Consider the following 14189-nt stretch of genomic DNA (forward strand, 5'->3'; position numbering starts at 1 on the left):
GGCAACGCCCAGACGATGTCCCTGGTCGGCTTCACCGCCGTCGCCACCGTCACCCTGCTGCTGTGCGTGATGACCGGCCCCGACCGGGACGACCTCGACGAGTTCTACACCGGGTACGGCTCCCTGTCCCCCATGCGCAACGGCCTCGCGATCGCCGGCGACTACATCTCGGCGGCCTCCGTGCTCGGCACGGGCGGAGTCATCGCCCTCTTCGGCCACGACGGCGTCGTGCTGGCGCTCAGCACCGCGCTGTCCCTGATGCTGCTGATGTTCCTGCTGGCCGAACCGCTGCGCAACGCGGGCCGGTTCACGATGGGCGACGCGCTCGCCCGCCGGATGCCGGGGCGCGGCGTGCGCATGACGGCCTGCGCCGTGACCCTCGCGGCGCTGCTGCCGCTGATGCTGGTGCAGCTCGCGGGCACCGGCCAACTGCTCGCGTTCGTCCTCGGTTTCTCCGGCGAGGCGCTGGAGACCGGCTGCATCATCGGCCTGGGCGTGCTGATGATCGGGTACGCGGCGATCGGCGGCATGAAGGGCACCGCCCTCATCCAGATCCTCAAGATCGTGATGCTGCTGGGCTCGGGCCTCGTGGTCGCCGCGCTGATCCTGCACCGCTTCGACTGGGACCCGGGCGCGCTGTTCGACGCGGCGGCGGACAACAGCGGCGCGGGAGCGGCGTTCCTGGACTCCGGGCTCCAGTTCGCGGGCGGGCCGCACCCCGACGCGGACATGATCTCCGCGCAGCTCACCGTCGTCCTGGGCGGCGCCTGCCTCCCGCACGTCACCATGCGCATGTACACCGCCTCCTCCGCCCGCCAGGTGCGCCGCTCGATGTCCTGGGCGGTCTCCTCCGTGGCGCTGTTCGTGCTGGTCGTCACGGTGATCGGCTTCGGCGCGACGGCGCTCGTGGGGCGGTCCGTCATCGCCGGGATCGACCCGCAGGGCAACACCGCCTACCTGCTGGGCTCGCAGGCGGCCTTCGGCGCGCAGGTCTCCGCCGCGGAAACGTTCCTGTTCACGACCGTCACCACGGCCGTCTTCCTCACCCTGCTCGCCTCCGTCGGCGGCATGATCCTCGCCTGCGCCAACTCCCTGGCCCACGACATCTTCGCCGCCCGCGTCCAGGAGATGTCACCGCGCCGCGAGATGACCCTCGCCCGCGTCTGCGCCCTGGCCGTCGGCGTCCCCGCGATCGTCCTGGCCACCCTCGTCCAGCACCGCAGCCTCCAGCCGCTGGTGACCCTGTCCTTCTGCCTGGGCGCCTCGGCCATCGCCCCCGCCCTGGTCTACGGCCTCTTCTGGCGCCGCTACACACGCGCCGGGATGCTGAGCACCCTGATCGGGGGCTCACTGGCCGTGCTGCTGCTGATGCCGGGCACCAACCTCGTCTCCGGCTCCCCGGTCTCCGCCTTCCCCGAGGCCGACTTCAACTGGTTCCCGTTCACCACGACGGGCCTGGTCTCGATCCCGCTGGGCTTCGCCTGCGGCTGGCTCGGCACGATGCTCTCCGGCCGACGCAAGGCGCAGGAGCAGCGCCGGCACTACGAGGCGGTGGAGGGCTGGATCCTGGCGGGCGCGGTCCGCAGGGGCGACTGACCGCGGCGCGGGCACGGCCGGCCACACAACCCCCGGAGGTCACTCCACCGCACGCCCCGTCAGCGAGCTGAGATTGCTCCGTACGGAGGCCATGTGGGCCTGGAGTTCGTCCCACCGCTCGCCGTGCTCGCGCAGCACCCGTTCCGTGTCGCGGGCGATGCGCTCGCTGCACGCCCGGGCCTCGGCGACCAGCTCGGCCGCCCGGGCCCGGGCCTCCTCCTGCCGCCGCTCGGCCGCCTGACCGGCAGCCGCCAACTCCTGCTCGGCGTCGCGCACTCCCGCCTCCGCGCGCGCCACCAACTCCTCGTACCGGGCGTCCAGGGCCCGCGCACGCTCCTCCTCCGCCCGCTCGGCCTCGGCCCACCGCTCGGCCAGCTCCCTGCTCTGCTCGGCGGCCGCCCCGGCGCTGCGCCTGCGCATCTCGCGCAACGCGGACAACGCCTCCGCGCGCCCCGCCTTCACCTCGCGCCGCGCCTCGATCCGCGCCTCGTCGGCTTCCGCGCGCGCCGCGAGCAGCCGCTGCCTGGCCCGTTCGTCGGCCTCGGCGCGTACGGCGTCGGCATGCGCCCGGGCCGCCTCTCGCACCCCGGCCGCGTACGCCCGCGCGTCCTCCACCAGCCCCTCCGCGGCACCGCCCGCCCGCTCCCGTACCGCCTCGGCCTCCTCCTCGCCGAGCCGGAACAGGTCTCGCGCGCGCTCCCCCAGCACCTCGTAGTCCTGCGGGGCAAGACGGGCGACCACCTCCTCCAGGTCCCCCAGGTCCTCCTCCATCTCCCTGGCCAGCACGGTGAGCCGGGCGGCCCGCTCCCAGGCCGCGTCGCGCTCCTCGGAGAGGGCCGCGGCGTACGCCTCCACCTGCTCGGGCCGGTAACCGCGCTCGCGCCCGCGTACGGTCACGAAACCGTGGGGGGAAGCCGATGCACCGCTCACGCTCATCACCCCTGAATCACCTTCGCGTCACGCGCGTGGTGAATCTGCCGCATCACATGGACCTGACCGACTTTATGGATCAGACGTAAGCCCACATAATCCGACACACCGCACACAAACGGGCGGGGCCCGGTCGACTCACACGTCGACCGGGCCCCGCCCGTCGGGTACGTCAGCGGCGCGCACGCCTCACAGCAGCCCGTCCCACATCTGCTCCAGCAGCACGGACCACCAGCTCTCCGGCGACCCGAGCGCCGCCGGGTCCAGCGCGGCCAACTGCGCCTGGAAGTCGACCGTCCAGCGGCCCGCCTGCTCCTGGTTCAGACCGAACCTGAGCCGCCACATCCGGCCCAGCAGCGCCAGGCAGCGGGCGAACTCCGGCAGCCCCGTGTTCACGAACTGCGGGGGCACGGGCGCACCGCCCGGACCCGCCTCCACCGGAACCGCCACGATGGCAGCGGTCCCGTACTGCACACAGATCGCCCGGCCGAAGTCGCTGCCCACGACGAGGTACGACCCCGCGTCCGAGGCCGGCTGCACCCCGCGCTCGGCCGCCAGCTCCGCCAGCGTCGGCACCGGGCGCCCCGGCTGGGCCTGCGCCCAGAAGAACGGGCCCATGTCCATCGGCAGGCCCGCGGCCACCAGCGTGTGCGCCACGACCGGCGGCACACCCTGCCGGGACACCGCGGCCTGCTCGAACCGGAAGACCCCCGGGCCGAACGCACCGGCCAGCTCCTGCCCGATGGCCTCCGGCGGAACCGGCGGCACCGGCTGCACCTGCGGCAGCGGAGCACGCACCGGCGCCGGCCGCGCGGGCCCGTCGGCCACCTGGTGCAGCTCGCCCTGGTGCGCCAGCAGCTGCCGCATGCCCTGCTGCCGGCTCGCGTGGTCCAGCCCGTACGGCGCGATCGAGGTGATCCGCGCCTGCGGCCACTGCTCCCGGATCATCCGCGCGCAGTACGCGCCCGGCAGTTCGCAGGACTCCAGCTCGGTGTGCAGCTCCAGCACCTGGTCCGGCGGCACGTTCATGGACCGCAGCTCATGGAAGATCTGCCACTCCGGGTGCGGCGTCCCCGGCGCGGAACGCCGGATCAGCTGTTGCTCGGAACCGTCCTGGGCGCGGTAGCGCAGGACGGCCTGGTAGCCGGGGCCGACGGTCGGCTGACCGGTGGGCTGCGGCGGATAGCCGTACGCCTGCGGCGGACCGGGTACGGGCTGCCCGGGCGGCGGCGGTACGGCACCCGGCGGCGGGGGCGGGGGCGGCGGCGCACCGACGCCGCCGGGACCGCCCACCGAGGGCGAGGCCAGCACGGTCTGCGCGTGGTGCACGGCACCGCCCGCGCCTCCCGCGGAACCCTGCGCGCCCGGCGCACCGGGAGCGGCCGGGGGAGGCGGCGGCGCACCGGGACCGGACGGCACGCCGGGGGCACCCGGAGCACCGGGCGCACCCGGAGCGGCGGGGGGCCCGGGCGGGCCAGGGGGATTGGGCGGACCGGGGGGACCGGGGGGACCGGGAGGCTGCGGGGCGCCGCCGCCCGTCCGGCCCGGGTCGGCCAGCATCGTGGCGGCGTGATGCACCCCGCCCGGCGGCGTCCCACCCGGCGCACCGGGCGCGCTCGGCGGGGGCGGCGTACCCGGCGCGCCCGCACCGGCCGGAGACTGCGGCGCGTGGGGCGGGGGCGGCGGCGTGCCCGGGGTGCTGGGCGGGGGCGGCGTGCCGGGGCCGCCCGGGCCCTCGGGACCGAGCGACGACACCAACTGCGTCGGCACGTAGCCCCCCGCCGGCGTACCCGGCGCGGGCGTCCCCGACGGCGCGGGCGGGCCCGCCGGACCCGCACCCGGCACACCCGGCACACCCGGGGCGCTCGGCGGAGGCGGCGTGGAAGCGCCGCCGCCACGGCGGGGCGGAGGCGTCGCCTTGCTGGTCGCGGCGTCGGCGATGTCCCCTGCGTTCGACGCGAGCGGCCGGGGCGGCGTGGCGGGACCGGCGGGCGGCGCCGCGGCCGCAGGCGGCGGCGTGCCCGTACCAGCGGGCGCACCGGGAGCACCGGGAGCACCGGGCGTGTTCGGGTCGCCGATGGCCGGCGCGAGCGTCGTCCGCGGAAGCTGGCTGCCGCCCGACATCAGCGCCGTCTTGGCGTCCGGCGTCGTGGACGGCGGCGGTGTGTCGTCGTCAGCACCGCTCAACGGCGGCGCGAACACGGTCTGGGGCAGCGGTACGGAACGGTCCTCACCGGCGTCCGCGTTGGTGTCCGTCCCCGCCCAGGGCGTCGCCCCGGCAGGCGCGCTCGGCGCGCTCTGCGCACCCGGCGCACCGGACGCACCCGCGCCGGACCCACCGGCACGCGACCCAGCACCCGCGGCCGGCCACCCGGCACCGCTCCCGGACGAGCCGCCCGCCGAGGCGGACGGAGACGCCGACGCGGGCGCCGACGGCACCCCGGCCTGCGTCTCGGGCAACGCGCCCCCGGCGCCTCCGGCGCTCCCGGTGCCACCGCCCTCCTGGTCGCCCCGTCGCCGATCCGGAATGCCGATCCGGTCCGCCGCCTCCTGCAACCACTCCGGCGGACTCAGCAAGAACGACGTCTGGTTCAGGTCCACCCGCGCCGCGGGCGCCGGAGCCGCCGCCTCCGCCTCGTCGGGACGGCCGTACTCCTCCTCGTACCGGCGGATCACCTCGCCCACCGGAAGCGCGGGCCACAACGTCGCCTCGCCGCTGTCCCGGGCGATCACCAGCCGCTGCGCACCCCCGTCCGAACGCGGGCCGTCCACACGGTCCTCGGCCCACATCACGAACCCGAGGTCGAACTCCCGTACCCGCACCTCACGGTGCTGGTACGCCGGCAACTCGCCGTTGACCCACTCCTCCGCGCGCTCCTGCGCCTGCGCGAACGTCACCATCGTCAGCTCACTCCCCTACCGACGCCGACACGGGCACCGCACGCGCGAAACCGCCGTCCACCATCAGGTTCGCCACCGTCTCCAGCTCCGGCGGGGACCCCGCCAGCCGCGACAGGAACGCGTCGAAGTCCTCGCCGCACGGCAGCAGCAGCCGCTCCACGCGGTCCGCCGGCGGCCACGACGGGTCCACGTCGCGCACGTCGTCATAAGCGCAGAACCACACCGAACCGATCCGCTCGCCCTTCACCTTCACGGCGAGCAGGCCGCCCTGGACGAACGCGACGCCCAGATAGTCCTTCGTCAGGTGGTCCCGCAGACACTTGTTCACATAGACCAGGTCGTTGACCGCCGCCTCCTCACGCACCGTGAAGAACGGCTGGTCCACCAGCAGTCCCAGCTCCGCGTCGAGCGCCGTGCCCACCGGCGCGCAGCCGCCCGCTGCCTTCAGGAACGACCGGTACGCACCCGGCAGCCGGTATCCGAGGTCCTCCTCGACGCCCTGCACCTGCTGCTCCGTGACGGCCACCCCCGACTTCGGCAGACCGAAGTGCGCCGGGCGCGTCTCCTGCAACGGCCGCGTGCCGCGCTTGCCCTGGTCCACCGCGGCCGTCGAGATCCCACCGTGGTGCCGCAGCAGCGCCTTCACCTCGACCGGGACCAGCTCCATCCGCCGCGCGCCCGCCACGTGGTGCCAGGTCCAGCCGTGCGGCGTCGCCACCGCGGGAACCGTGTCCCACAGCTCGTGCCCGGACGCCGCCAGAGCCGCGTTCGCCGACACGTAGTCCGTCAGCCGCAACTCGTCGACCCCGAACCCCTCCGGCGGATCCGCGATCTCCGCGACCGCACGCGCGTACGGCGAGAAGTCGGGGTAACCACCCGCGTCCACCCGTACCCCTCTCGGGTGACGGGCCGCCCGCACCGGATCCGGGAAATGCACGACCTGCCCGGCGTAGGCCGCGTTCGGCGGCGCGGCTGCTTGCCCGAGCCGACCTGTCGTCATGGCGGTTGCCCCCTGCGGCGTCTGTCTGCTGCCAGATCCGTCTGATCTGCCTGCACTGTCTGGGTACACCGCGTACGAGCGCGGTGCCGACAGCCTATGCGGTACGGCAAGAGGGGTCACCGGCACCGGACCCCCGCACCCGACACCCGCACCTCCGCTTCCGTGACCAGCCGTCACCCTTCCGTGACCCACCGCCCATACCCGGGCGTGTCACCCCGCCCCAGCTTCCCCAGCAGCCACCGGATTTGGCACTCTGTGACCTTCGGGGGGATGCTCAGGAGGGGAAGACGATCATGAGTGCGACACAGACGGGACCCGACACCGGGCGGTCCGACGACCCCCGCGGCGGCGACCCCCGCATCGGCTGGAGCAGCGCCGACGCCCACCGGACCCCCACCCTCCGGCACCGCCGCGACGGCATACTCCCGACCGTCGCCGCCGCCCTCTCCGTACGCGGCACCACCCTCACCGGCACCGCGACGCGCGCCGACACGCCCCCCGCGCTGCACCACCTCGTACAGGACTTCCTCGACACCCTCACCAGCGGCCAACGGGACCGCTACACCGGCCGCTGCGCCGAGACGATCCTCATCTCGCGTCACCTGGCCACCGCCGACGCCACCCGCAGCAAACGCGCCGCACGAAAACCCATGACCAACGGCGAAGCCCGCAAAGCGCTCAAACACGCCAAACTCACCACCCGCCGCATCCGCGAGGACGGCGACCCCCTCCACGGCGCCTTCGCCGCGCCCTGCCGCGCCTGCACCGCCCTCAGCGCCCACTTCGGCGTCCGCGTCGTCGACCCCACGACGGAGAAGGACTGACGGAGCAGATCGAGCCGAACCAGCCGACCGAGACGAACCAAGGGCCGATGCAAGCCGACCGCACCTCCACCACCCGCTTCCCCGTCCCCGTCGACGCCGCCCTGCGCGACGCCGGCTGGCAACCGGGGCGCTGGGACATCAAACAGGCCGAGATCTGGGCCGACACCCTGCGCGAACACGCCTCACCCGCGGGACACCGCCACACCGTGTTCCCCGCCGCCGTCGAGGCCTGGGCGGAATTCGGCGGCCTGCACATCGCGCCCACCGGGCCTGGCCGCCAGATCGCCCCCGCCACCTTGCACCTCGACCCCCTGCACGGCCTCCACATGGCCCGCACCCTCGGCGACCTCGGCCGCGCCCTCGACACCCAGACCTGCCCCCTCGGCACCGAGACCGACAGCCAGGCCCTCCTCGCCATCGACGCCGAAGGCCGCGTCTACGCCCTCGACCACACCGGCGACTGGTACCTCGGCCCCACCATCGACACCGCCCTCGCCACCCTCGTCGTCGGCACCCAGCCGACCCGCCTCACCACCACCGGCTGACGCGGCGGGCAGGACGGCAGGACGGCGCGGCTACGAGGCCGGAATCACCGCCGACACCCGGAAGCCCCCCGCGTCGGTCGGCCCCGACACGAACACACCCCCCAGAGCGGCCACCCGCTCCTTCATTCCCACCAGCCCGTTGCCCCCCGAGGGCAAGCGCGCCGACGACGCCGCCGAGGCCACCGGCGGCGGTTCGTTCTCCACCTGCATCGCGATCTCCGACACCCGGTGCGCCAGCCGTACGTACGTCTTCGCGCCCGCCGCATGCTTGTGCACGTTCGTCAGCGCCTCCTGCACCACCCGGAACGCCGTCGACTCCACCTCCGCCGCATACAGCCGCGCGTCCCCCTCCACCGACAGGTCCACGACCATCCCGGCCGCCTCCGACTGCCCGATCAGCTCGTCCAGCTCCGACAGGCACGGGCCCTCCGAGGACGACTCCCCGTCCTCCACGGCCCGCGACGCCGCCGCCGCGGCAGCCACCCCCACCGCCGCCAACGGCACCGACGCCCGCTCGGCCCGCGCGCCCTCCCCGCCACTGCGCAGCACCCCGAGCATCTCCCGCAGCTCCGTCAACGCCTGCCGCCCCATGTCCCCCACCAGGGCCGCGTTCTTCACCGCCTTCTCCGGGTCCTTCCGCGCCACCGCCTGGAGCGCGGCGGCATGCACCACCATCAGACTCACCCGGTGCGCGACGACGTCGTGCATCTCCCGCGCGATCCGCGTCCGCTCCTCGTTGCGCGCCCACTGGGCACGCTCCTCCGCCCGCTCCGCGAGCAGTTGCAGCTCACGCTCCAGGCTGTCCGCCCGCTCCCGCAGACTCTCCATCAACCGGCGCCGCTGCCCCACGTACAGACCCAGCAGCAAGGGCGGCGCGGTCAGCCCCAGCGACGACCCGATCGCCGCGAACGCGAAGAACCAGTCCCCCAGGTCCACGCCGTCGCCGACCATGTCCTGCCGCAACCGCACGAACGTCACGATCAGCGTCCCCGCGAACGACATCCCGGCCAGGGCCCCGATGATCCGCCGCGGCAACTCGCACGCCGCCAGCGTGTACAGGCCGACGACGCCCAGCAGGAAGCCCATCTCCGCCGGTGTGATGGCGATCGCCACCAGCACCACCGCGATCGGCCACTTCCGCCGCACCACCAGCATCGAACCGGCCAGCAGGCCGAACGCCACCCCCATCGCCAGCGGAATCCCGGCGTCCCGCGCGAACGGGATCCCCTCCGCCCCGCATTCCAGCGCGGACACGGCACCGAGGCTCATGTCGAGCACCGCGCCGCGCCGCCTGTCCCACCACCAAGGCCCACCCCGGGCCGGTACGTGGTCTTCCCCCGTCGTGGTCATGCCTCCAGCCTACGGGCGCGGGGCGCCCCTTTTCCGGTGACTTTCGACAAACGATACGACGCGATATCCCTCGACCCGGCGAGCCCCGGCCGATCACGCGAGGACCTGTACCGTCGCGTCGAAGGCACCTGGTACGGCATAGTGTTGGGTGCCGACTCGGCGAGCTGACTGAACGTCCGTTTTCGTCGAGTTTCATCCCCCATGGTGTAATCAGGCAGCACTGAGGGTTTTGGTCCCTTAAGTTCAGGTTCAAATCCTGATGGGGGAGCTGTCACTTCCGGGTCCTGACATCACTGTCGGGGCCCGCACTCATGTCCCCCACAAACCGCCCCGGTATCCTGCGGACGTCCCCACCTCCTCAACAGCCGAAGGGCATCCCGTGAGCGCCATTCGCCCGGCAGCCGTCGTCGTTCTCGCAGCGGGTGAGGGCACCCGTATGAAGTCGGCCACACCCAAGGTCCTGCACGAGCTGTGCGGCCGGTCCCTCGTCGGGCACGTGCTCGCCGCCGCCGGTGAGCTGGACCCCGAGAACCTGGTCGCGGTCGTCGGGCACGCCCGCGAGAAGGTCACCGCACACCTCGCCGAGGTCGCCCCCGACGTACGCACCGCCGTCCAGGAGCAGCAGAACGGCACCGGGCACGCCGTGCGGATGGGCCTCGAGGCGCTGGGCGGTGCCGTGGACGGGGTCGTCGTGGTCGTCTGCGGTGACACCCCGCTCCTCACCGGCGAGACGCTCAAGGCCCTCGCCGCCACGCACACCGGGGACGGGAACGCCGTCACCGTGCTGACGGCCGAGGTGCCGGACGCGACGGGGTACGGCCGGATCGTGCGGGACGGGGCCTCGGGTGCCGTGACGGCGATCGTCGAGCACAAGGACGCCTCCGAGTCGCAGCGGGCGATCCGGGAGATCAACTCGGGTGTCTTCGCCTTCGACGGGCAGCTGCTCGCGGACGCGCTGGGCAAGGTGCGCACGGACAACAGCCAGGGCGAGGAGTACCTGACGGACGTGCTCGGGATCCTGCGCGAGGCGGGGCACCGGGTGGGTGCGTCGGTGGCCGGCGACCACCGGGAGATCGCCGGGATCAACAACCGTGTGCAGTTGGCCGAGGCGCGCCGGATCCTGAACGACCGGCTGCTGACCGGGGCGATGCTGGCCGGCGTGACCGTGGTGGACCCGGCGACGACGTGGGTCGACGTGACGGTGACGTTCGAGCAGGACGTGGTCCTCCACCCGGGTACGCAGCTGCACGGCGCCACGCATCTCGCCGAGGGCTGCGAGGTCGGGCCGAACACCCGGCTCACGGACACCCGGGTGGACGCGGGAGCGCGGGTGGACAACACGGTCGCCAACGGCGCCCATGTCGGTCCGCAGGCCTCCGTGGGTCCGTACGCGTATCTGCGGCCGGGTACCCGGCTCGGACTCAAGTCGAAGATCGGTACGTTCGTCGAGGCGAAGAACTCGTCGATCGGTGAGGGGACGAAGGTCCCGCACCTCTCCTACATGGGGGACGCGACGGTCGGCGACTTCACGAACATCGGTGCCGCGAGTGTCTTCGTGAACTACGACGGGCAGGACAAGCACCACACGACGATCGGCTCGCACTGCCGTACGGGTTCGGACAACATGTTTGTGGCTCCTGTCACGGTCGGGGACGGTGCCTACACCGCCGCCGGCTCGGTGATCACGAAGGACGTGCCGCCCGGTTCGCTGGCCGTGGCCCGTGGCCAGCAGCGGAATATCGAGGGTTGGGTGGCCCGGAAGCGCCCGGGGAGCGCGGCGGCGAAGGCTGCCGAGGCGGTCTCCCGCGAAGCGGGCGGCGAAGACTGACCGGAAACCGGCGCGTCGAACACGGCGTACCGTGATAAGTGCACATCCGCACCCCACCAGCTGAGACGCCCCCGCGGCCAGTCGGGAGAGCGCCCATGAGCTCAGCTGCGAACCTCTGAGGAGAAAGTGCTGTGACCGGGATCAAGACGACCGGCGAGAAGAAGATGATGTTCTTCTCCGGCCGCGCACACCCCGAGCTTGCCGAGGAGGTCGCCGAGCAGTTGGGTGTCGGGGTCGTCCCGACGAAGGCCTTCGACTTCGCCAACGGTGAGATCTATGTGCGGTATCAGGAGTCGGCGCGCGGTGCGGACTGCTTCCTGATCCAGAGCCACACGGCTCCGATCAACAAGTGGGTCATGGAGCAGCTGATCATGATCGACGCGTTGAAGCGCGCGTCGGCCCGCTCCATCACCGTCATCGTGCCGTTCTACGGTTACGCGCGGCAGGACAAGAAGCACCGCGGGCGTGAACCGATTTCGGCGCGTCTGATCGCGGACCTGATGAAGACCGCGGGTGCGGACCGGATTCTGGCCGTGGATCTGCACACCGACCAGATCCAGGGCTTCTTCGACGGCCCGGTGGACCACCTGTTCGCGCTGCCGCTGCTCGCGGACTACGTGGGTGCGAAGGTGGACCGTTCGAAGCTGACGGTGGTGTCTCCGGACGCGGGCCGGGTGCGGGTGGCCGACCGGTGGTGCGACCGTCTGGGCGCTCCGCTGGCGATCGTGCACAAGCGGCGCGACAAGGACGTGGCGAACCAGGTCACGGTGCACGAGGTCGTGGGTGATGTGAAGGGCCGCATCTGCGTCCTGGTCGACGACATGATCGACACGGGCGGCACCATCTGCGCCGCGGCGGACGCGCTGTTCGCGCACGGTGCGCAGGACGTCATCGTGACGGCGACGCACGGTGTGCTGTCGGGTCCGGCGGCGGACCGCCTGAAGAACTCGAAGGTGAGCGAGTTCGTGTTCACGAACACGCTGCCGTCGGCGAGCGAGCTGGAGCTGGACAAGATCACGGTGCTGTCGATCGCGCCGACGATCGCGCGTGCGGTGCGTGAGGTGTTCGAGGACGGTTCGGTGACGAGCCTGTTCGACGAGCAGTGAGCGTCGTGCAGTAACCGTTCTGCAGGTGTGGTCCCGCCTGTCTGATCGTTTTGGGTACGGCCTTCCTCTCCGAGTAGACTGCTGAAGTTGCTCGGCGAGGGAGGCCGTATCCGTGTCTGCGGGTGTGGCGCTCCGTTATCGACGCGCTCTTCGTAGCAGGCCGTTCGTGGCCGGGTGACCACGTCCGTATCTGATTTACACGAGGAGTGATCATGTCCGAGGTGAAGCTCACCGCCGAGACGCGCACCGAGTTCGGCAAGGGTGCCGCGCGTCGTATCCGCCGTGACAACAAGGTTCCCGGTGTTCTGTACGGTCACGGTTCCGACCCGCTGCACCTGACCCTGCCGGGTCACGAGCTGCTGCTGGCGCTGCGTACGTCGAACGTGCTGATCGCGCTCGACATCGACGGCAAGTCCAACGAGCTGGCGATCCCGAAGTCCGTGCAGCGTGACCCGATCAAGGGCTTCCTGGAGCACGTCGACCTGCAGCTGGTGCAGCGCGGCGAGACCGTGTCGGTCGAGATCCCGGTGCAGGCCGAGGGCGAGCTGGCCCCCGGTGGCTACCTGCTGGAGTACGTCCTGGACGCGCTTCCGGTCGAGGCCGAGGCCACGCACATCCCGGAGCAGGTCACCGTGTCGGTGGCGGGTCTGGAGGCCGGTGCCTCGATCCACGCCAAGGACATCGCGCTGCCGTCCGGCGTGAAGCTGGACGTGGACGGCGACACCGTCGTGCTGCAGGTCCTGTCCGCGCAGGCCGAGGAGGCCCCGGCCGAGGGTGCGGGCGAGGGCGAAGAGGCCGCGGAGGCCTGATCCTCCCCTACGGTCATCGTGTGGTCGGCCGCTGTTCCCGTGCGGGGCAGCGGCCGACGCGTATGTGCGGACGGGTACGGACTGGTACGAGGGATACGAAGGAGACATGGACGTGACGACGGACGCGGGCGCTCCGTGGCTGGTGGCCGGCCTCGGGAATCCGGGCCCCGAGTACGCCGCGAACCGGCACAACGTCGGCTTCATGGTGGCGGACCTGCTTGCGGAGCGGATCGGGGCGCGTTTCAAGCGGCACGGCAAGGCGCAGGCGCAGGTGGTCGAGGGGCGCATCGGTCCGCCGGGTCCGGCGAACCGGCGGGTGATCCTGGCGAAGCCGATGTCGTTCATGAACGTGTCGGGAGGCCCGGTGACGGCGCTGCGGGACTTCTACAAGGTTCCGGTCGGCAACATCGTGGCGGTGCACGACGAGCTGGACATCGACTACGGCGTGCTGCGGCTGAAGCTGGGCGGCGGGGACAACGGGCACAACGGGCTGAAGTCGATCACGAAGTCGCTGGGGCCCGCCTACCACCGGGTGCGGTTCGGGATCGGGCGGCCGCCGGGGCGGATGCCGGTGGCGGACTTCGTGCTGCGGGACTTCTCGTCGACGGAGCGCAAGGAGCTGGACTACTTCGTGGACCGGGCGGCGGACGCGGTGGAGGCTCTGGTGATCGAGGGGCTCGAGCGGGCGCAGAGCACGTACAACTCCTGACTTGTCCGGTGATGGTGCGCGGGCGAGTTGACCGAGCGCACAGATATGGCCAATGATCCCGGCCATGCCTGCCTCTGCCGCCGCCGCTCGTCCCCGTCAGGCCTCCTCCACGTCCTCTGTCTCCTCCGTCCTGCTGCGGTTCGGCCGGGTCGCGTCGATGGGGACGGTCACGGCGTTGATCCTGATCGCGGGGGTGTGGGCGTCCTGGGGTACGGCGCAGCATGTGCTGCTGACCAAGGGCCGGGAGCAGGGCACGGTCGAGGTGACGCGGTGCGGCGGGGGCTCGTGCAGTGGGCCGTACTCGCCGGTGTCGGCGGGGTCGCAGGCGCGGGAGCAGGTCGTCCTCGAGGACTCGGTCGCGGTGGCGAAGGGGCGGACGTACAGCGTGGTGTTGAAGCCCGGCAGTGGGGACGCGGTGCGGTCGGGGCCGGCCGGGATCCTGTATGCGTGGGTGCCGTTGGGCGGTGCGCTGCTGTTGGCGTCGGTGGTGGTGGCGGGCGGCCTGCGGCGGACGCGGGCGGGATGGGTGATGGCCGGGGCGGGCGTGGCCTTGCTGACGGCGGCGTTCGTGGCGGTGTGAGTCCTGTGCAC

The 14189-nt window shown here is 72.5% G+C and carries 12 protein-coding genes; 8 read left to right on the plus strand and 4 right to left on the minus strand.

All coding sequences use genetic code 11. The annotated features are described in order from the left end of the window. Positions 1-15 precede the first annotated feature (15 nt). Positions 16-1596: a cation acetate symporter gene (locus tag ACGH52_RS16255; RefSeq protein ID WP_076974871.1), complete on the plus strand. Its 1581-nt coding sequence runs from the start codon at positions 16-18 to the stop codon at positions 1594-1596. Positions 1597-1635: 39 nt separating this feature from the next. On the opposite strand, the gene ACGH52_RS16260 is transcribed toward ACGH52_RS16255, so the two are convergent. From ACGH52_RS16260 to ACGH52_RS16270, 3 genes are all read right to left on the minus strand, one after another. Further along, positions 1636-2526 carry a cellulose-binding protein gene (locus ACGH52_RS16260; RefSeq protein ID WP_399940115.1) on the minus strand — a complete coding sequence of 297 codons (891 nt, stop codon included), beginning with the start codon at positions 2524-2526 and terminating at the stop codon, positions 1636-1638. A 189-nt stretch (positions 2527-2715) separates the two neighbouring features. Then, the gene (locus ACGH52_RS16265) at positions 2716-5427 is read right to left on the minus strand and encodes an SUKH-4 family immunity protein (RefSeq protein ID WP_399940118.1); all 2712 of its coding nucleotides are present in this window, start codon (positions 5425-5427) and stop codon (positions 2716-2718) included. Positions 5428-5434: 7 nt separating this feature from the next. Then, entirely contained in the window at positions 5435-6427 is a 993-nt protein-coding gene (locus ACGH52_RS16270) for an SMI1/KNR4 family protein (RefSeq protein ID WP_063124413.1), read from the minus strand. 293 nt (positions 6428-6720) lie between these two features. On the opposite strand from ACGH52_RS16270, the gene ACGH52_RS16275 reads away from it, so the two are divergent. Both ACGH52_RS16275 and ACGH52_RS16280 read left to right on the plus strand, forming a co-directional pair. Then, positions 6721-7251 (plus strand): YwqJ-related putative deaminase, encoded by a 531-nt coding sequence (locus ACGH52_RS16275; protein ID WP_076974773.1) that lies wholly within the window; start codon positions 6721-6723, stop codon positions 7249-7251. A gap of 47 nt (positions 7252-7298) precedes the next feature. Next, positions 7299-7796 carry an SUKH-3 domain-containing protein gene (locus ACGH52_RS16280; RefSeq protein ID WP_059301198.1) on the plus strand — a complete coding sequence of 166 codons (498 nt, stop codon included), beginning with the start codon at positions 7299-7301 and terminating at the stop codon, positions 7794-7796. A gap of 30 nt (positions 7797-7826) precedes the next feature. Here the strand turns inward: ACGH52_RS16280 and ACGH52_RS16285 are convergent, their stop codons facing one another. Then, complete coding sequence (locus ACGH52_RS16285; RefSeq protein ID WP_076974774.1) at positions 7827-9146, minus strand: sensor histidine kinase; 1320 nt, start codon at positions 9144-9146, stop codon at positions 7827-7829. 379 nt (positions 9147-9525) lie between these two features. Here ACGH52_RS16285 and glmU point away from each other — a divergent pair, with 379 nt between their 5' ends. The 5 genes from glmU to ACGH52_RS16310 all read left to right on the plus strand — a co-directional run bounded on the left by glmU (position 9526) and on the right by ACGH52_RS16310 (position 14178). After that, positions 9526-10974, plus strand: a complete 1449-nt coding sequence (glmU, locus tag ACGH52_RS16290) for a bifunctional UDP-N-acetylglucosamine diphosphorylase/glucosamine-1-phosphate N-acetyltransferase GlmU (RefSeq protein ID WP_121700861.1) — start codon at positions 9526-9528, stop codon at positions 10972-10974. Positions 10975-11105: 131 nt separating this feature from the next. Continuing rightward, on the plus strand, positions 11106-12080 hold the full coding sequence (locus ACGH52_RS16295) for a ribose-phosphate diphosphokinase (protein WP_210973916.1): 975 nt from the start codon (positions 11106-11108) through the stop codon (positions 12078-12080). Positions 12081-12292: 212 nt separating this feature from the next. After that, entirely contained in the window at positions 12293-12889 is a 597-nt protein-coding gene (locus ACGH52_RS16300) for a 50S ribosomal protein L25/general stress protein Ctc (RefSeq protein ID WP_076974776.1), read from the plus strand. Positions 12890-12995: 106 nt separating this feature from the next. Continuing rightward, entirely contained in the window at positions 12996-13598 is a 603-nt protein-coding gene (gene pth / locus ACGH52_RS16305) for an aminoacyl-tRNA hydrolase (protein WP_210973917.1), read from the plus strand. Between the two features lie 52 nt (positions 13599-13650). After that, positions 13651-14178 (plus strand): hypothetical protein, encoded by a 528-nt coding sequence (locus ACGH52_RS16310; protein WP_399940125.1) that lies wholly within the window; start codon positions 13651-13653, stop codon positions 14176-14178. The last annotated feature ends 11 nt before the right edge of the window (positions 14179-14189 follow it).

Origin of the sequence: Streptomyces sp. BBFR25, from assembly GCF_044590125.1 — a bacterium.
Lineage (GTDB): Bacteria > Actinomycetota > Actinomycetes > Streptomycetales > Streptomycetaceae > Streptomyces > Streptomyces canus_D.

Bases quoted from the DNA above. Each gene is read 5' to 3' on its own strand.
- ACGH52_RS16255 (WP_076974871.1), top strand. From the start codon at position 16: ATGTCCCTGGTCGGCTTCACCGCCGTCGCCACCGTCACCCTGCTGCTG.
- ACGH52_RS16265 (WP_399940118.1), bottom strand. From the start codon at position 5,427: ATGGTGACGTTCGCGCAGGCGCAGGAGCGCGCGGAGGAGTGGGTCAAC.
- ACGH52_RS16270 (WP_063124413.1), bottom strand. From the start codon at position 6,427: ATGACGACAGGTCGGCTCGGGCAAGCAGCCGCGCCGCCGAACGCGGCC.
- ACGH52_RS16275 (WP_076974773.1), top strand. From the start codon at position 6,721: ATGAGTGCGACACAGACGGGACCCGACACCGGGCGGTCCGACGACCCC.
- ACGH52_RS16280 (WP_059301198.1), top strand. From the start codon at position 7,299: ATGCAAGCCGACCGCACCTCCACCACCCGCTTCCCCGTCCCCGTCGAC.
- ACGH52_RS16285 (WP_076974774.1), bottom strand. From the start codon at position 9,146: ATGACCACGACGGGGGAAGACCACGTACCGGCCCGGGGTGGGCCTTGG.
- ACGH52_RS16300 (WP_076974776.1), top strand. From the start codon at position 12,293: ATGTCCGAGGTGAAGCTCACCGCCGAGACGCGCACCGAGTTCGGCAAG.
- pth (WP_210973917.1), top strand. From the start codon at position 12,996: ATGGACGTGACGACGGACGCGGGCGCTCCGTGGCTGGTGGCCGGCCTC.
- ACGH52_RS16310 (WP_399940125.1), top strand. From the start codon at position 13,651: ATGATCCCGGCCATGCCTGCCTCTGCCGCCGCCGCTCGTCCCCGTCAG.